Source organism: Mucilaginibacter sp. OAE612 (genome assembly GCF_041806395.1).
Taxonomy (GTDB): Bacteria; Bacteroidota; Bacteroidia; order Sphingobacteriales; family Sphingobacteriaceae; genus Mucilaginibacter; species Mucilaginibacter rubeus.
Genome location: NZ_JBGMUW010000001.1, coordinates 4,752,082 through 4,771,766, shown reverse-complemented (window position 1 = coordinate 4,771,766; position 19,685 = coordinate 4,752,082). Strand labels below are relative to the sequence as shown.

Below are 19,685 nucleotides of genomic sequence, written 5' to 3'. Positions count from 1 at the left end.
TCATGAATATATTACCGGTAAATATAGCTCAAAGCTCATGGTACCAGCTTAGCTCATCCAACCGTACTATAATCGGCACAAAAGTACTTGAGTTTGTGCAAGACAGGTGGATTGAAATAAAACTCATTAGCCATGACGATAAGCAACGGGTTTATGAATATACCCTGCTTGATCAAAATATGGATGGTTCGGCGCTGATCCATGAATGGGCAGCAGATATGGAATGGTTCCAGTCGCCGGTACAGATCATAACAGATCTGGAAGGGAAATTTATCGGCATCAATAATTTTAATAGTATCGCTAATTGCTGGCAGCAGGGCTTCCGGTCAAAAATCGCCAAAAAATATCGTCAGCAGGATGGTATCGATGTAATGCTGTCCGAAACAGACAAATTGCTGCAGGATCCTAAACGCTTTCTGCAATCATTTATGGGGTACAGCCATTACCGGTGCTTTTTTCAACCGTTTTACAGGGAATGGCAAGCTAATGAAAGCTCTTCCCTGATACTAAAAGGTTTTTTCGGCACAATTGACCTGCCGCTCGTCATCTACAGTTTTACCGAACAACATGGCAACACCGTAACCATAATTAACGAAGCCGAGGTTGACGAAGAAAGGTTTGAAAGACCTGTTTTAGTGAGGATGCTAAAGGACCTTACCAATACCTATAACCTGAAGGTTGACCTGCAAACCGAGATGGAAGAGATTTACAAATTTGAAAACAACATACTGCAGGAGGCCGATTTGTTTTTGCAATTACATGTGCCATCATTTTATACCGTTGTAACGGCACATCAATGCAGGCGGATTGAACAGCATGAGCTTCCGAAGGAACGCGTTGATAAGCACGAGCTGAGCAACAGTATACTGCATGTATAAGGCTGAAGGTTTAGTACTAACAAAAAGTAATATCCGATGTCAAAAAAATATATTCCAAATAATAGCTGCCTTAAGTGCGATAAAGGGTCGGCTCCTGTGCGGTTAAAGGTAACGCATCATAATAACACAAAAATTTATGGTGAGTTCCTGGCCAGTGAGGCCGATATGGTGCCGGGTGAAAATATTTTGCCTATGGGCAGGTGTTCGGTAACGGGTGGCAGCTGCAAATTTGACCCTGTTTACTGGGACAAGACCAATAAAGGTGTTAAGGTTAACGGCTACAAATTATTATTTGAAGATGCGAACCTGTTGTGCAAACAAGGCGGCAAAATAAGTGTTGACTTTAATGCGCCAAGCGGTATGAGCACAGCCGGGGCGCTTGTTACGGGTGCCGGTGCCGGAACGTTCAACTATGGTTCGTACACCAACACCCTTGATATATTGCAGCGCGGTACCATTTATGATGTTGAAAACGGCAAGATAAGCCTGGTACGGAGCAACAGCGAAAGTGATTACCGCAGGCACGGTAATTACGGGGAGATGAAGGACAACGTTTATCATCGGCAGGAAGGTTTTCGCGACGTAAGAAGCGAGCACCCTGTAATTGATATTGATAAACCTACGGCTTCGGGCATTGATGGAGCTTACGCCAAAGATAATGGGTATAAAATTACAGACGGTAAATACAATACAGCATCGATACAAAATACGACAACCGGCCGCGAGTTAAGCGAGCGATGGACGCGAAATCACATCGACAATAACGGGGCGATAAACCCGGCAGACGAAGCAGGGGTTAGACTGGCAAATACAGATGGCAGCCTGAACCGAGAGGTGATCAGGGTTAAGCCCGACGGAACCATGCAGTCAGAAACTATAAACTCCAACGGCTTTAAAGCTACCCGCGGACAAAGTGAGGCTTTGGAGATAAAAACCAGCAGGGCAGGCAATTTTATGAATGGTGTCAGGTCGTCCATGCTCAATTCAAAACCTCTTACAGCCTTGTCCGAATCTAATTTTTCGCAGGCGGTACGTAATAGCAGAATTGCCACTGGCGCAAATGACGGCCTGTTTAAGGCAAGCCAGGCAATTGCACGTTCTCCGGCTTTAAGTGTGGCTGGCAAAGTTGCCGGCCGGGGGCTTATAGTTGTTGGTATCGCCCTTGATGCAGTAAGTATCTATTCGGCGTATGAAGAAGAGGGCGGTTTTGGCAAAAAAACAAAAGAAGCGGTAGGCGGTGCTGCCGGTGGCCTTGCCGGCGGTATAGCCGGCGCCGAAATAGGTGCAATGATAGGTACTGCTATATGCCCCGGGGTTGGTACGGTGGTTGGTGGTATTGTTGGCGGGGTTATCGGAGGCCTGGCCGGAAGCGGCATTGGTAAATCAATTGCAGGATGGTTCTCATAAATTTAAACAATTTATAAAATGGGTTTTTTTGATAAATTATTTGGCGGAGGTGGAACCACGGCAACACCCGAAACGCAGTTAAGAGCAGAATATAAAGACGCTGCTTTCTTTAAAAAAATGTTTGATAAGAAGCAGTCGATAATAAAAATGTACCAGGAACAAAATGTCACCCTGAAGCAGCAGGAAAAGTTTCGTCCGATAAACAACTGGGTGCTTGCTATGGAACATCTTGACCTGGTTTATTTAAACTATTCTGCCGGGAATGATATCAGCCTGTGTTATAATGAATATATAACAGCTGCCGGATACTACGGAGAAGGTTGGGATGCCGACGCGTTTTATGCTGATATGATTGATATGGTAGCCTTAGGCAGCCTACTTGATGTACCCGACGAGGTATACGAGCCCGTTATTAATTATATCCGCCAGTCGGATAGTGGTTCCAGTTACCCAACCTGGACACCGGATGCTTTACTATGGTATATCATCAACACCAAAAAGCCGGGGAGCGGCCCGCAGCCGGATACGCTTATCACCGAAGCTTACAGGGATATTTATGATTTAACAAAAATGCCTAAAGCCGATGCGGAGCGCGAAATGAAACTTTATCTCGACAAATGGTACAGGTTGCATAAAGACGATTCATGGTATGAAAACCACAAAAAAGAAGGCTCATATAAAGGCTACTGGAGCTGGGAGGCAGGCGCGGTAACTAAGATATTGGGGCTTGATGATAGCGGTTACGCTAATCATCCAAATTATCCTTATGATATGGTGCACTGGTCGGCTTCCTAATTGCGCGGTATCAAATAAAATCACCATAAACCGGAGTTGATTTGAGTTTTACTGAAGCAATCCGGTACTCCTTTTAGGCCGCTCAAATTTACGCAAACGTTTCTGGGAACGTTTGCGCGGTTTTAGTTGGGCAAATCCTTTTTTTTATTGCCGTCAGCCTTTAATCTTGTTTAGGCTTTAATGTTCCTTCACCAATTATAGGGCGATAAATAGCTGTTTTAAAATAAAAACATGTCGGTAGTAAAAACAAGGATAGGGATAGCGGTTTTGCTTTTGGCGGGTTGCGTCACATCGCGGGTACAGGGTCAGCAGTATTCCTGGCAACATTTGCCGCGGGTAAATAAACCTGAATTTAAAAAGGATACCATCAACATTTTAAAATACGGAGCCAAAGCGGATGGCATTACGTTAAATACAACAAGTATCAATAAAGCGATAAGCGCCTGTAGCGCCAAAGGGGGCGGGGTAGTGCTTATTCCGCAAGGCTTGTGGCTAACCGGGCCGCTGGTGATGAAGAGTAATGTAAACCTGCACGTAAGCAGGGCGGCGCTGTTGCAGTTTACCGATGATAAAACTCAGTATAAACTGGTTGAAGGTAACTATGAAGGCCATGCCGCTGTGCGCAATGAATCGCCGATATCGGGTACCAACCTTACCAATATCGCTATTACCGGCGAAGGGATCATTGATGGTCACGGCGATGTTTGGCGGGCTATCAGTAAAGAAAGGCTTACCGAAGCCGAATGGAAAAAATTAGTAGCCTCGGGTGGGGTGGTGAGTGAAAACGGCAAATCATGGTATTCTTCTGAAAGTTACGTTAAGGGGTTAAAAACACCCGGAGCAGGAGTGATAGGTAACGGTAAAACAATTGCTGACAACGAACCTTTTAAAGATTTTTTCAGGCCTAATATGCTGGTGCTTACCAATTGTAAAAAAGTATTGCTGCAGGGCGTTACACTTCAAAATTCGCCCGCATGGGATATCCATACTTTACTATGCGAAGATCTTACCGTACAGAACGCAAGGGTCAGGAATCCCTGGAATGCCCAGAACGGTGACGGAATCGATGTAGAATCATGCCGGAATGTGTTAATTGAAGGCAGCACTTTTGATGCCGGCGATGATGGCATCTGTATTAAATCGGGCCGGGATGAAGAAGGCCGCAAACGCGGTAAGCCCACTGAAAATGTCATTGTACGGAATAACGTGGTTTACCGTGCCCACGGCGGTTTTGTGATAGGTAGTGAAATGTCGGGCGGGGCGCGTAATATTTTCGTGTCTAACTGTACGTTTATTGGTACTGACATTGGCCTGCGTTTTAAAACCACCCGCGGCAGGGGAGGCGTGGTAGAAAATATTTTTATCAAGGATATTGCCATGAAAGATATTCTTCATGAGGCTATTCTTTTTGATATGTACTACGGCGGCAAATCGCCCGGCGAAGCGGATGATATAAATGACCAGGCTGTTGTGCCGGTAACCGAAGCCACACCTTCGTTCCGAAAGTTTTATGTAGATAATGTAGTATGCAACGGTGCTGAAAAAGCGCTCATGATTCGGGGGCTACCCGAGATGGGGATTAAGGACATCCATATAGAAAACAGTACTTTCAAAACTGTTAAAGGAGCAGATGTGATAGAAGCACAGAACATCTTTCTGAAAAATATCCACCTCGAAAATAAAGAAACCAACCCGCTCATCAATGTTCAAAACAGCAGCAGCCTTACGTTTGATCATATTACCTATGGCAATACAGAGTTGTTGTTTAAGATCAGCGGTAAAAAATCGCAGCAAATAAAATTGCTGAATACCGATGCCGCCAAGGCTAAGAACAAAGTTGAGTTTGCTTCAGGAGCAGCCGAAAATGTAATAACCGGTTCAAAATAATGAAGAGAGCGGCGCTATTGATATGGATTGTTTTTGCACCGGCATTATTGCTGGCGCAGGCTGTTGTTTATCCGAAGCGCTTTACCGTAGCGCAGGATGGCAGCGGCGATTTCAAAACTATTCAGCAGGGCGTAAACGCTGTTCGTGATCTGTCGCAGCAAAGGGTTAGCATTTACATAAAAGCCGGAATATACCACGAAAAACTGGTAATCCCCTCCTGGAAATGTAATATCGAACTGATAGGCGATGGCCAAAATAACACCATCATCACCAACAGCGATTTCTCGGGTAAAGCAAACCCGCAGGGTAAGGATGCTTTCGGAAAAGCCGAGTTTACAACCTATACTTCGTACACGGTTTTGGTGCAGGGTAACGATTTTATCGCCCGGAATTTAACCATAGCAAATGCCGCAGGCCCCATAGGACAGGCCGTGGCTTTACATGTTGAGAGCGACAGGTGTGCCATAATCAATTGCCGGCTGCTTGGCAACCAGGATACGCTTTATGCCGGTACCGAAAACATCCGCCAGTTTTATAAAGACTGTTATGTGGAAGGTACAACCGATTTTATTTTCGGCGAAGCCACCGCGGTTTTCCAAAACTGTGTAATCAAAAGTCTCCGAAATTCTTTTATTACAGCTCCCGCAACTACACCGCGACAGCGATTTGGTTTTGTGTTTTTGAACTGCCGGCTTGAAGCAGCTGATACCTCTGTAACAAAGGTTTACCTGGGCAGGCCCTGGCGGCCATACGCCAGATCTGTTTTTATCAATACAACAATGGGGAGCCATATTTGCGCCCAGGGCTGGGATAACTGGCGTAACCCGGAAAATGAAAAGACCGCCTTTTTTGCCGAATATAAAAGCAGCGGCACCAATATCAGCAAACGTGCGCCATGGTCGCACCAATTAACTGAGGCCGAAATGAAAAAATATACATTGAATAATATTCTTGCCGGGAGTGATAACTGGGATGTAATGTCAATAAAATGAGCTGTATAATGAAGAAAATATTATTGTTATGTGCTTTCCTGTTCGCGGGCCTGGGGCTAAGGGCACAAACGCTGCCATGGTCACAGCGGATGGCTAACACGGCTATACATATCTGGGCAGATTCGTTACCGGGCGCCAACTGGTCGTATGACCAGGGGATTGTTTTGCAGGGGCTGCAAAGCGTTTGGCAGCAATCGGCCCGGAGTGAGTATTTTACTTACATCCAGAAATCGATGGACAGGTATGTGGAGGCAGATGGATCCATCCGTACCTATAAAGCCAAAGATTATACGTTGGATAATATTTTATCAGGCCGTAGCCTGTTGTTTTTGCAACAAGTATTAGGTACTGAAAAATACTACAAAGCTGCTTCATTACTTCGCAAACAGTTGGACGAACAGCCAAAAACTCCTGAAGGCGGTTTCTGGCATAAAAAAAGATACGCTAACCAAATGTGGCTCGATGGCTTATACATGGCCGAGCCTTTTTATGCCGAATATGCTTCCGTTTACCATGAGGATGCGGACTTTGATCAGATAGCCGATCAGTTTATCTGGATGGAGCAGCATGCGCGCGATGCTAAAAAAGGTTTGTTGTATCATGCCTGGGACCAGAGCAAAAAAGAACGCTGGGCTAACCCGCAAACCGGTCTTTCGGCCAGTTTATGGGCCCGTGCCGATGGCTGGTACGCGATGGCACTGGTTGATGTGCTGTCGTATTTCCCGGCCAATCATCCTAAACGAGCGGCACTCGTTGCCATTTTAAAGCGCCTTGCGGTGGCTATACAAGCTTGCCAGGACCAGGGCACAGGTTTGTGGTACCAGGTGCTCGACAAGGGTAACAAAAAAGGTAATTACCTGGAAGCATCGGCTTCGTGCATGTTTGTGTATGCGTTGGCTAAAGGTGCAAGGGAAGGCTATCTGCCTCAAAAATATTTGCCTGCTGCCCGAAAAGCTTATGATGGTATCATCAAAAACTTTATTGAAACCGATGCCGATGGACAGGTAAACCTGAAAGGCACGGCAGGTGCTGTAGGCGTAGGTGGCGAACCATATCGCGATGGCAGTTACGAATACTATACCGGGGTAAAGACTGTCACCAACGAAACCAAAGGTGTTGGTTCATTTATGCTGGCCAGTGTAGAGATGGAACGTTTAGCCAATCTGAATGCCGGTAAAGGCAAAACCGTACTTTTAGATAGTTATTTTAATAACGAATACCATAAGGATATTACCGGTAAAAGCATCCAGTTCCACTACAAGTGGGAGGAACAGGATAATAACGGATTTTCGCTTTTTGGACGGATCTTTAATAATTACGGATTACATACCAAAACTTTAAGTGAGGCGCCGGATGATATAAATTTGAAGAAAGCTTCGGTTTATATTATTGTTGACCCCGATATCCCGAAGGAAAATCCGGATGCTAACTATATTGAAGAACCACATATTAAAGCCATCAGTAATTGGGTGAAAAATGGCGGCGTACTGGTGGTTTTAAACAACGATACCGGTAATGCCGAATTTACGCACCTCAACAAACTGATGGCCAAGTTTGGTATCAGCTTTAACCTAAATAGTGTTAACAGGGTTGTCGGCCGCAATTTTGAGCAGGGAGCTATAAACATCCCTTCGGATAATTCCATTTTCAAGACGGCGCACAAGGTTTATATCAAAGAGTTGAGTACCCTGCAGCTAACCAAGCCCGCTGTACCGCGGTTAACTAACGGCAAAGACATCATCGTAGCTACCGCCAAATATGGTAAAGGCACTGTGTTTGCCGTTGGCGACCCCTGGTTTTATAACGAATATACAGATGGCCGAAAGCTGCCACCCGACTATGACAACTTTAAAGCAGCCAACGATTTGGTAGGCTGGCTGGTGAAGCAGATTCCTCAAACAAAAAAATAGTAACTTATTACAATTCAAAAGAACATGATATTATCAAGATATAACCTCAACAAAACAACCGTACCGGCGGCAGAATTACCTCCTGCTAACGTATTTGACCTGCCCGAAAAGGTACTGCAATTTGGTACCGGCGTACTGTTGCGCGGCCTGCCCGATTATTTTATCGACAAGGCTAACCGTGCCGGCATTTTTAATGGCAGGGTGGCAGTTGTTAAATCAACCGATAAAGGCTCAACTACCGATTTTGATATGCAGGATGGTTTGTACACCATTTATTCAAAGGGGATTGAAAACGGCGAAGAAGTTAATGAGCAGGTGATCTGTTCGGCGATCAGCCGGGTGCTTTCAGCCTCAGGCGAGTGGGAAGAGATCCTGGAGATAGCGCGCAGCAAAGATTTACAAATAGTGATCTCCAATACAACCGAGGTTGGCATCCAATTGGTGAAGGAAGATGTACGTAAGCATCCGCCGGCATCATTCCCCGGCAAATTGCTGGCTATTTTATATGAACGATACAGGGCATTTAACGGCAGACCGGATACCGGTTTGGTGATCATCCCAACCGAGCTAATTATCGATAATGGCAAAAAGCTGGAAGCCATAGTTTTAGAGCTTGCTCACTTGAATAAACTGGAGCCTGCTTTTATGGATTGGCTGGAGAGCAGCAATAGTTTCTGCAATTCGCTGGTGGACAGGATTGTGCCCGGCAGGCCGGATCAGCAGTTAACTGACGCCATGGAAACCGAGCGTGGTTATACCGATAACCTCAGTATCATGTCCGAAACCTACAGTCTTTGGGCTATCCAGGGCGATGAGAAAATAGCCGAAGTGCTATCTTTTGCCCAGGCTGATAAGGGTGTTGTAATTACGCCTGATATTGAACTGTTCAGGGAATTGAAACTTCGCCTGCTTAATGGTACGCATACCTTGAGTTGTGCCGTAGCTTATCTTTCAGGCTTCAAAACGGTTAAGGAAGCCATGGACGATGCGCATTTCACCAAATTCATCACTCAACTGATGTTTACGGAGATCATGCCATCTATCCCATACCAGATTGATGAAGATGTAGCCCGTGATTTTGGTAACAAGGTGCTCGACAGGTTCCGCAACCCCAACATCAGGCACGAGTGGCTGAGCATTTCGGTGCAGTACGCTACTAAAATTAAAATGCGGGTTATTCCGTTATTATTGAACTATTACAAACAAAACAATAAGGCGCCTCAAATGATGGCCCTGGGGTTTGCAGCTTTTATCCGCTTTATGCAGATTACCGAGACGGCTGATGGTAAATATACCGGAACAGCACATTCGGATAATTACGCGGTAACTGACGACCAGGCACCTAATTTGAGCAAAGCATGGAACGGAGCTGATGCGGAAACAGCGATTGCAGCTATCCTTAAAAATAAAAGCCTTTGGGATACCGATCTGACAACGTTACCTGGCTTTACAGAAGCAGTGACAGCACAGTTTAAACTTATTAACGAACAGGGAAAGCTGGAAATAAGCGCTATTAAATAGTAGGACAGATGAAACAGAATATATTAAAAGTACACCCTGCCGATAATGTGCTTGTAGCACTTACAGATCTGCAGGCTAATGAGCAGGTTACTTACCAAGGTGAAACTTATATAGTAAAAGAGTTGATCCCGGCAAAGCATAAATTCGCTGTTACCGAGATTCCCGAAGGTGGCGAGATCATCATGTATGGCGTACTGGTGGGCAAAGCTCAAAGCCTGATCCCGGTAGGCGGATTGCTCAGTACCGCTAATGTAAAACATGCGGCAAACAGCTTTTTAACAGGCCAAAGCCATACTGATTGGCACAGGCCTGATATCAGTAAATGGGAAGGCAAAACATTCAACGGCTATCACCGCGGAGACGGCAGCGTAGGTACTGCGAACTATTGGTTGGTAATACCGATGGTTTTTTGCGAAAACCGAAATATTGAAGTATTGCAGGAGGCCCTGGTAAAACCTTTGGGTTATGGTCGCAAAAAAACATACGAGATCAAAGCGCAGGAGTTGATAGGTAAAATAAAAGCAGGGGCGGAGATAGATGAGGTTTTATACACCGAAATAGGCAGCGATACTGCTCAAAGCGCTGGTAATAAAGTTTTCCCGAATGTTGATGGGATTAAATTTCTAACGCATACAGGCGGTTGCGGGGGGACCCGCCAGGATTCAACTGCGCTTTGCGGTTTGCTGGCCGGGTATATTACGCACCCTAACGTTGCAGGGGCAACAGTATTAAGCCTTGGCTGCCAGAATGCCGAAGTGAAGACCTTGCAAGAGGAGATCAATAAACGCTCGCCGGAGTTTAACAAACCACTTTACATTTTAGATCAGCAGAAAACAGGTAAAGAAGCCGATTTAATGGAGCTGGCTATCAGGCAAACACTTGCCGGTTTGATGCAGGCTAACCAATATACCCGTAAACCGGCCCCTTTAAGCAAGCTGACCATCGGTTTGGAGTGCGGCGGGTCGGATGGCTTCTCCGGTATTTCGGCAAACCCGGCTATTGGTTATACTTCTGATTTGTTGGTGGCCATGGGCGGTTCAGTTATTTTGGCTGAGTTCCCGGAGCTTTGCGGTGTGGAACAAAACCTGATTGACCGTTGTTTGGATAAAACTAAAGCCGAGCGCTTTGCCGATCTGGTACGTACCTACAGCCAACGGGCCGAAGAGGCCGGTTCTGGTTTTTACATGAACCCGTCGCCGGGTAATATTAAAGATGGCCTGATCACTGATGCCATCAAATCTGCCGGGGCAGCCAAAAAAGGCGGCACATCGCCGGTTGCGGATGTGCTGGATTATCCCGAAAAAGTAACACAGCCGGGGCTAAACCTGTTGTGTACCCCGGGTAACGACGTGGAATCGACCACGGCCGAGGTTGGCTCGGGCGCTAATATCGTATTGTTTACTACCGGTTTAGGTACGCCAACCGGCAATCCAATAGCTCCGGTTGTAAAAATCGCCACTAATACTGCATTATTTAACCGAATGAGCGATATTATTGATATCAATACCGGTACTATTGTAGAAGGTGACGAAACCATTGAACAGGCGGGCGAACGCATCCTGGATTATGTGATAAAAGTAGCCAGCGGCGAAATTGAAGTTCATGCTGTGCGCCACGGTCAGGATGATTTTATTCCCTGGAAAAGAGGGGTTTCGTTGTAAAAAGATAAAAGTCTCAATTCATAAGTTCTGAGAGTGGCTTGAATTTATTGAATGTAGTTTACAGACAGATAAAATCATAGCCATTGGTTTTAACCAACGGAATAATGTGCAGCAATAAGAGGGCTTTAGCCTAAATTCGCTTGTATAATTGGGCTAAAACCAGGACTTTTAGCTTTTAGCGTTGGTTAAAACCAACGGCAATGAATATATTTAAAATAGTTTCTAAGTATAAAAAGTTGAATTTAACTTCAGACTTAGTACTACTAACTTAACACCAATGAAAATACTAACCTGTACAACACCCGGTCAATTGGATTATGGCACTGCTGATGTACCCCAATTAAAACCGGGTAATGCACTACTCAAAATAAAACGTATAGGCATTTGCGGCACCGATCTGCATGCCTTTGAAGGTACTCAGCCCTTTTTTAGCTATCCACGAATTTTAGGCCACGAACTTGCTGCCGAACTGGTTGAAGCTGGCGATGCCGAAGGTTTTGGAAAAGGTGAGGCTGTTACTTTTATTCCGTATTTCAATTGCGGGCATTGTATCGCTTGCCGTTCGGGCAAACCAAATTGTTGTGTAAATATCCAGGTTTGTGGTGTACATACGGATGGCGGCATGGCCGAATACCTGCAGGTACCATCACATTTATTGGTTCATGGCGAAGGTTTGAGCTTTGACGAACTGGCCCTGGTTGAGCCCCTTGCTATTGGTGCTCACGGGGTACGACGGGCCGATGTAAAGCCGGGTGAATTTGTACTGGTTATTGGTGCAGGCCCAATCGGCTTAGGTATTATGGAATTTGCCCGCATTGCCGGAGCAAAAGTCATTGCTGCCGATGTGAACGAACAGCGTCTTAATTTTTGCAGAGAAAATTTGAAGGTTGATTATACCATCAACGTAAAAAACGAAGATGTGAATGAGCGCCTGAAAGAGATCACCAATGGCGATATGCCTACCGTGGTGATTGATGCTACCGGCAATCAAAAGGCTATAAACGGCGCGTTTTTGTACCTGGCGCATGGCGGCAGGTATGTGTTGGTTGGTTTACAGCGCGATGAAATTATAGTAAGTCACCCCGAATTTCACAAACGCGAAACTACGCTGATGAGCAGCCGGAATGCTACCCGCGAGGATTTTGAACACGTGATCCGGTCGATGAAAAACGGCCTTGTCAATCCTCAAACTTATATTACCCACCGGGTAAAATTTGATGAAGTAAAAGATCAGTTTGAAAGCTGGCTAAACCCGGCGAATGGGGTTATTAAAGCTATTGTAGAGGTGTAGGTGATGATAAAAAAGACGTTTTTTACCGGGCTGTTTTTTTGCATGATAGGTAGTGCTTTTGCGCAGCAAAAGCACGTGTTGGGTTTTGATAAACTGAAAACCTATGTCAATAGCTTTAACAAGACAGACACTGAAACGGTTAAAAACTACATCACTAACGATCATGCTTACGAATGGCTTGCCAAAAATGTGCCTTTGTTTGAGTGTCCGGATTCGGCCATTCAAAAAATCTATTACTATCGCTGGTGGACATTCAGGAAACACCTAAAACAAACACCCGATGGCTTCATTTTTACCGAATTTATAACGCCGGTTAGCTTTACCGGCGTTTATAATAGTTCAAGTAGTGCGCTTGGTCACCAAATTTATGAGGGGCGCTGGCTGCATGATCCGCAGTACATCAATCAGTATATCAACTTTTGGCTATATGTTGATCCTAAGCAAAAGAAGCCCCATTTGCATGCGTTCAGCAGTTGGATAGATGACGCGGTTTACAATTATTACCTCGTAAACCTTAATAGAAAATTTGTTGAACAAGCCTTGCCTTTGCTTAATACTGATTATTATGTTTGGGAAAAGGAAAAACAGCTGCCTTCCAAATTGTTCTGGCAGTTCGACGTGCGCGACGCGATGGAGGAAAGTATCAGCGGGGGGCGCAAAATAAAAAACATCCGGCCTACTATTAACAGCTACATGTATGGCAATGCCGTGGCTTTGTCAAAAATGGCTGCGCTAACAGGTAATGATTCGCTAAAAACAAAGTATACACAAAAAGCAATCGAGCTAAAAAAACTGGTGCAGGATAGTTTGTGGAACGACAGCGCATCCTTTTTTGAAGTACGTAAACCCGACGGGCATTTTGCCAACGCCCGCGAGGAATTGGGCTTTATCCCCTGGTATTTTAACCTGCCCGATGATAAACCTGTTTATGCCAAACAATGGGATCAACTAACCGATATCAAAGGTTTTAACGCTCCATGGGGCATTACCACTGCCGAACGCAGGCACCCTTTATTCCGTACCCATGGTACCGGGCACGGCTGCGAGTGGGACGGTGCGGTATGGCCTTTTGCCACTACGCAAACATTAAAGGGCCTGGCTAACCTGCTTACGGCTTATCAAAATAAAGGCGCTATGACACCCGGTATTTTTTATAATGAACTGCATAAATATGCTCTTTCGCACATCAAACGCGGACTGCCTTATTTGGGCGAGTATCAGGATGAAAAAACAGGTTACTGGCTTAAAGGGGATAACCCAAGAAGCAGCTATTACAACCACTCCGGTTTTTGCGATTTGGTTATCAGCAATCTCGTTGGCCTGAAACCTCGTGAAGATAATCTACTCGAAATTTTCCCGCTCATCCCCCAAAACCAATGGAAATGGTTTGCGCTGGATAATGTGCTTTATCACGGGCATACTATCAGCGTAGTTTGGGATAAAACCGGTACTAAATATCACAAAGGCAAAGGTTTTATCATTTATGCCGATGGTAAGGCAATATCCCGGAGTACGCAACTGAAACATGTACTGGTGAAACTCCCGGGTTAAATCCTGACTCATTTTCTCTCTTTTATTGGCTTGTTGGCTTTAATGATGATAATATCGTATAGTAGATAGAGAAAATATCAGATGAAATTGCAGCAGCGTACTGATATTTTTGAATACTATACAACCAATTAAGTTCAAAACTAAAGAGTAGGTTTAAGAAGCTAATTCGCTTCAAATATTGAAAACCGGCTCTGCGTACGCCTGTCTAAATACCAATGAAAATGAAGATGTTTAACCGTTTCCTGCTGCTGTTGCTTATATTAATCTCTTGTTTTCATTCAAATTTAAACGCACAGGGAAAGTCAAAAAAAGTCACCATTGTTACCTTATCTAAGCATCATGCAAGGATAAGCTATGGCGTACAAAAGTTGATTCAGGCTTTACAGCATGCGGGATATTCAGTTACTGAACAAACTTATAAAGGCGCAATGCCTTCCGGTAGCGCAATAGTTATTGGGCTGCTTACCGATGCTCCGGTTAAGAAATTCGCGGCTGCTGCAAATAGTCAACCCCGAAAAGAGGGCTTTATCATCAGTGATAGCGGCCTTAAAAATAAACTCCTGATAGCAGGTGCCGATAATTCAGGTGCGCTTTATGGCTGTCTTGAACTGGCGGATAGGATCAATTTAAATAACAAGCTTCCCGTAAATATCAACCTGCATGATCAGCCCGAAATGGTTTTGCGGGGTACCTGTATTGGGGTGCAAAAGCCTGCGCTACTTCCCGGTCGGGGTACTTATGAGTACCCATACACGCCGCAAAATTTCCCATGGTTTTATGATAAAGCTTTGTGGATCCGTTATCTGGATTCGTTGGCGCATAACCGAATGAACTCTTTGTATTTGTGGAATGGTCACCCTTTTGCCTCGCTGGTACGGGTAAAGGAATATCCTTACGCTGTTGAGGTTGATGACGCTACTTTCAAAAAAAACGAAGAGATCTATAGTTTTTTGGCCGAGGAAGCTGATAAACGTGGCATCTGGCTTATTCAGGGTTTTTATAACATCATCGTATCCAAACCCTTCGCCGAAAAAAATAACCTGAAAACGCAGGACAGGAACCGACACATCGTACCCGTCATTGCCGATTATACCCGTAAATCTATTGCTGCTTTTGTACAAAAATACCCTCACGTTGGATTGTTGATTACACTGGGCGAGGCTATGGAAGGTGCGGGTCAGGATGATATCGACTGGTTTACGCAAACCATTATTCCGGGCGTAAAAGACGGGTTAAAAGCCTTGGGTCGCACGGATGAGCCGCCGATTGTGCTCCGTGCGCATGATACCGATGCGCCCACAGTGATGAAATACGCCAAACCTTTATATCACAATCTGTACACCATGGCCAAATACAACGGCGAGGCGCTTACTACTTATGAACCACATGGTCCATGGGCTGATCTGCATCGTACTTTGAGTAATATCGGTACCGTGCAGATAGAAAATGTGCATATCCTTGCCAACCTGGAGCCTTTCCGCTATGGCTCGGCCGATTTTATTCAGAAATGTGTGCAGGCCATGCATACTGTTTATGGAGCAAATGCCCTGCACCTGTATCCGCAGGCGTCGTACTGGGATTGGCCTTATACAGCAGATAAAACGGATGGTAAGCGCCTGTTGCAATTAGAGAGGGATTGGATCTGGTACAAGGCATGGTCGCGCTATGCCTGGGATAGCAAAAGGGAAAGGTTCGGCGAAATAAGTTATTGGGCAAAGCAATTGGCCGATAAGTATGGCTGCGATCAGGTTCATGGCGAAGCAATTTTAAGAGCTTATGAACAATCAGGCAATATCTCGCCCGAGTTATTGCGGCGTTTCGGGATCACCGATGGTAACCGCCAAACCATGACTTTGGGGATGCTGATGAGTCAACTGGTTAATCCTGAAAAGTATGGTTTGTTTTCGCTGCTGTATAACTCCGAAAGCCCTGTTGGTGAAATGATGAGCGAGTATGCCGAGAAGGAGTGGAAGCACCAGCCGCACATAGGCGAAACACCGGTTAAAGTTATCGATAGTGTAATAGTGCAAGGGAAAAAAGCTGTTGAGGCTATCGACGAAGCATCACTGAAAATTAGTAAAGATAAAGCCGAGTTTGCCCGCTTAAAAAATGATATGTATTGCTATAACGCAATGGCCAATAATTATGCTTACAAAGCAAAAGCAGCTTTATGGGTGTTGCGCTATAAATATTCAGATGATGTTGCCGATCTGGAAAAGGCTTTACCCGAGTTGCAAACCAGTTTGGATTATTATAAGCAATTGGTGAAACTAACTGAAAATGCTTACCTGTATGCCAACAGCATGCAAACCAAACAACGCAAAATCCCGGTTGGAGGCAATGATGCCAAAATGAAAACCTGGGCCGAGCTTTTGCCGGTTTATCAAAAGGAACTGGATAATTTTAAAAGAAATATCGATTCATTGAAATCGCCTCAAACACAGCAAAAACAAAAGGAGGTTGTAGTTTTGAAAGATGCACTTGTGAGGTTTGAAAATAGTGGCAGTAGCAGTTATCAGGTCAAAGCCGGCGAAGTGGTATTTTCCGATACAGCAGCAGCCATCAAAAATATCGCAAAAGAACTGGCGGCTCTAAAAGGTGTAAAACTATCCAAGACCGATCAGCAGAAGAACGGTACAACAATCAGTTTTAAAAATGATAGACCAGTAAAGGTACTGGTTGGTTTTTTCAATAGTAAATTGCCTCAATACCTGCCCGAGCCGCAATTGGAAACAGATGCCAGCGCCAATGATTTTGGCCAGGCCGATATTAAAATTGCCAATGCCATTCAAATTGATGGCTTGCCGCCCGTAAATATTCATACCTATACCTTCAAAGCGGGTTCAAATACGCTTACCCTGGGTAAAGGTGCGGCAATGGTTTTAGGCATTGTTGACGCGGACGCAAATGTGCCTGTATATGATGCAGGCCTGAGCAACGAAGGTAATATCAAAGATTTACGCTGGCTTTTTAACTGAGATCTATGAGTAGCAGAAGGAGCTTATTTATTGTAATATTCATTCTTGGGGTTGTACAAGCTTTTGCCCAGCAGCCCCTTAAGCTTTGGTATAAACAACCCGCTCAAAAATGGACGGATGCTTTGCCTGTCGGTAATGGCAGGATAGGAGGCATGATTTACGGTGGGGTTACCGAAGACCATATCCAATACAACGAACAAACCCTATGGACAGGAGGCCCGCGCGACTATAACCGCAAAGGTGCAGTAAAATATTTAGAGCCCATCCGCAAACTCCTTTCCGAAGGCAAACAAGCCGAAGCAGAGGCCATGGCCCAGCAGCATTTTATGGGTACGAAAAGCAATGAAGCTACTTATGCGGCTGACTCGGCGAAATGGTTCAATATGATGAGTTCGTATCATTTACCGCAGGACGTGCTATTTCATGATAATAACCTTAGAACTATCAGTTTGCCAACTGAACAGGGCTGGGAAATAACACCCGGTTTTGAAGGCTTGGATGGTGCATTTTGGTTCATTAAGCATTTTAATATTCCTGCCGGTTGGAAGGGGAAAAACCTAATAATTAGCTTAGGAAGGATACGAGATATTGACCGGACCTGGCTTAACGGAGATTACATCGGCACAACATCGGGTAACGCTTACAGGAAATACATTATCCCTTCTGATAAGGTACATATCGGCGAAAACAGGATCGCTGTACAGGTAGTTAATTTTTACGATAAAGGTGGATTTACAAGCAACGCTAAAACTTTATCGGTTTATCCCGAAGGAAACGAAAGTGATGGGATTAGCCTTGCCGGTCAATGGAAATATTTCATCCAGGATGATAGCCCGCCGGCATATCCCCGTTACAATGCCGATTACCAGCCCTTCGCCGATCTGTACCTGCAATTTCCAAAACAGGATATAACTGATTATAAACGCGATCTTGATCTTACTAATGCCACCTCCCATGTAAGCTACAAAGCCAACGGTGTTACCTACACTCGTGAGTATTTCAGCAGTACGCCCGATCAGATGATGGCCGTACATCTTACTGCCGATAAGCCGGGTAAAATTACGTTGAAGGCGTTAATGAGCAGTCTGCATAGAAACTATGTAACCCGTAAAATTGATGACTATACACTCGCGCTGTCTTTAAAAGTAAAAAGTGGTGTTTTGCGTGGCGTAAGTTATCTGCATGTACAGGCGGCAGGAGGCAAGCTTATAGTAAGCCCCAAAAATATAACTGTTACAGGAGCTAACGAGGCTACGTTTTACCTCACAGCTGCAACCAATTTTAAAAATTATCACGATGTCTCGGGCAATCCCGAGGCTATCTGTAAAAAACAAATTGCGGCTGTAACCACTAAGGGCTATGCAACTATCAAAGCTGCTCACATCAGAGATTATCAAAAATATTTCGATGCATTTTCCATTGATTTAGGCAAGGGAGAAAACGCGGAGCTGCCAACGGACGAAAGGATTCTGAAGTTTAGCCAATCACCTGATCCTTCGTTTATCAGTTTATATACGCAATATGGCAGGTATTTGCTGATCTCCTCATCCCGGCCGGGCGGTGGCCCGGCGAATTTGCAGGGTTTGTGGAATAACCTGCTTACACCGCCATGGGGCAGTAAGTTCACTACTAATATCAACATCGAAATGAATTACTGGCCTGCCGAGGTACTTAACTTATCTGCTTGCAGTCAACCGTTTTTTAGCATCGTTGATGACCTTTCCAAAACCGGGCATGAAACCGCGGTTGAGCATTACGGTGCTCCGGGTTGGGTGCTGCATCACAATACAGATCTGTGGCGCGGTACTGTACCTGTTAACGCATCCAATCATGGCATTTGGGTTAGGCGGCGCTGCCTGGCTTTGCCACCAGTTATGGGAACATTATTTGTATACCGGCGATAAAGAGTTTCTACAAAAACGGGCTTATCCCGAAATGAAGGGTGCAGCCGAGTTCTTTGTGCATTTTTTGGTGAAAGATCCTAAAACTGGCTACCTCATTAGTACGCCATCCAACTCGCCGGAGCATGGGGGTTTGGTTGCCGGGCCAACGATGGATCACCAGATCATTCGCGACCTGTTTAAAAACTGTATCGAAGCTGCCAAAGTGTTGAATATTGATAAGGCTTTCGCCGATACACTCAAATTCAAATACAGTCAGATAGCACCTAATAAAATCGGCAGGTACGGTCAGCTGCAGGAGTGGCTGGAAGATAAGGACGATACGACGGATACCCACCGGCATGTTTCGCATATGTGGGGTGTCTACCCCGGCACTGAGATCTCGCTTAAAACTCCCGAACTGTTAAAGGCTGCCGAACAATCTATGAAATACCGTGGCGATGAAGGCACTGGCTGGAGCATTGCCTGGAAGGTAAATATCTGGGCACGGATGCACGAGGGTAATCATGCTTATCTGATGCTGAGCAAACTGTTATCACCTGCGGACGTAACTTCCGGGAAAGAGAAGGGAGGCGTTTACCATAATCTGTTCGATGCACACCCGCCATTTCAAATTGACGGAAATTTTGGCGGCGTAGCAGGTTTAGCCGAAATGCTTTTACAAAGTCAGGGTGATGTTATTGAACTGCTTCCAGCTTTGCCAACTGCATTACCGCAAGGTAGCATCAAAGGTATTTGCGCAAGAGGTGGTTTTGTACTTGATTTTGAATGGCAAAATGGTCGGTTGAAAAGCCTGCAGGTGCTTTCCAAACTGGGTAAAACCTGTCGCTTAAATTATGGCGGAAAGACCATAGATGTCGAAACTCAAAAAGGTAAAAGCTATCGCTTTGACGCCGATCTGAAACAATTATAA

General features: G+C 45.0%; 13 protein-coding genes. All 13 read left to right on the top strand.

Features of this window, described 5'->3' with window-relative positions; genetic code table 11:
- Positions 1–2 precede the first annotated feature (2 nt).
- The 13 genes from ABID99_RS19640 (at position 3) to ABID99_RS19580 (ending at position 19,685) form a co-directional block, all read left to right on the top strand.
- Entirely contained in the window at positions 3–878 is an 876-nt protein-coding gene (locus ABID99_RS19640) for a hypothetical protein (RefSeq protein ID WP_373614861.1), read from the top strand.
- A gap of 36 nt (positions 879–914) precedes the next feature.
- The gene (locus ABID99_RS19635; RefSeq protein ID WP_373614860.1) at positions 915–2,285 is read left to right on the top strand and encodes a PAAR-like protein; all 1,371 of its coding nucleotides are present in this window, start codon (positions 915–917) and stop codon (positions 2,283–2,285) included.
- Positions 2,286–2,303: 18 nt separating this feature from the next.
- The gene (locus tag ABID99_RS19630) at positions 2,304–3,080 is read left to right on the top strand and encodes a PoNe immunity protein domain-containing protein (RefSeq protein ID WP_373614859.1); all 777 of its coding nucleotides are present in this window, start codon (positions 2,304–2,306) and stop codon (positions 3,078–3,080) included.
- Between the two features lie 231 nt (positions 3,081–3,311).
- Positions 3,312–4,967 carry a glycoside hydrolase family 28 protein gene (locus ABID99_RS19625; protein WP_373614858.1) on the top strand — a complete coding sequence of 552 codons (1,656 nt, stop codon included), beginning with the start codon at positions 3,312–3,314 and terminating at the stop codon, positions 4,965–4,967.
- Positions 4,967–5,959 (top strand): pectinesterase family protein, encoded by a 993-nt coding sequence (locus ABID99_RS19620; protein ID WP_373614857.1) that lies wholly within the window; start codon positions 4,967–4,969, stop codon positions 5,957–5,959. Before ABID99_RS19625 ends, ABID99_RS19620 begins: the two co-directional genes overlap by 1 nt.
- A gap of 8 nt (positions 5,960–5,967) precedes the next feature.
- Positions 5,968–7,869: a glycoside hydrolase family 105 protein gene (locus tag ABID99_RS19615; protein ID WP_373614856.1), complete on the top strand. Its 1,902-nt coding sequence runs from the start codon at positions 5,968–5,970 to the stop codon at positions 7,867–7,869.
- Between the two features lie 24 nt (positions 7,870–7,893).
- Positions 7,894–9,390 (top strand): tagaturonate reductase, encoded by a 1,497-nt coding sequence (locus tag ABID99_RS19610; protein WP_373614855.1) that lies wholly within the window; start codon positions 7,894–7,896, stop codon positions 9,388–9,390.
- An 8-nt stretch (positions 9,391–9,398) separates the two neighbouring features.
- Positions 9,399–11,051 (top strand): UxaA family hydrolase, encoded by a 1,653-nt coding sequence (locus ABID99_RS19605; protein ID WP_373614854.1) that lies wholly within the window; start codon positions 9,399–9,401, stop codon positions 11,049–11,051.
- A gap of 277 nt (positions 11,052–11,328) precedes the next feature.
- The gene (locus tag ABID99_RS19600) at positions 11,329–12,342 is read left to right on the top strand and encodes a zinc-binding alcohol dehydrogenase family protein (RefSeq protein ID WP_188832947.1); all 1,014 of its coding nucleotides are present in this window, start codon (positions 11,329–11,331) and stop codon (positions 12,340–12,342) included.
- 3 nt (positions 12,343–12,345) lie between these two features.
- Complete coding sequence (locus ABID99_RS19595; protein ID WP_188832948.1) at positions 12,346–13,893, top strand: glycosyl hydrolase family 65 protein; 1,548 nt, start codon at positions 12,346–12,348, stop codon at positions 13,891–13,893.
- 221 nt (positions 13,894–14,114) lie between these two features.
- Positions 14,115–16,871, top strand: coding sequence for a hypothetical protein (locus ABID99_RS19590; protein WP_373614853.1), 2,757 nt, complete (start codon positions 14,115–14,117; stop codon positions 16,869–16,871).
- 5 nt (positions 16,872–16,876) lie between these two features.
- The gene (locus tag ABID99_RS19585; protein WP_373614852.1) at positions 16,877–18,775 is read left to right on the top strand and encodes a glycoside hydrolase N-terminal domain-containing protein; all 1,899 of its coding nucleotides are present in this window, start codon (positions 16,877–16,879) and stop codon (positions 18,773–18,775) included.
- Positions 18,702–19,685: a glycoside hydrolase family 95-like protein gene (locus ABID99_RS19580; RefSeq protein ID WP_373614851.1), complete on the top strand. Its 984-nt coding sequence runs from the start codon at positions 18,702–18,704 to the stop codon at positions 19,683–19,685. The genes ABID99_RS19585 and ABID99_RS19580 overlap by 74 nt, the downstream gene beginning before the upstream one ends.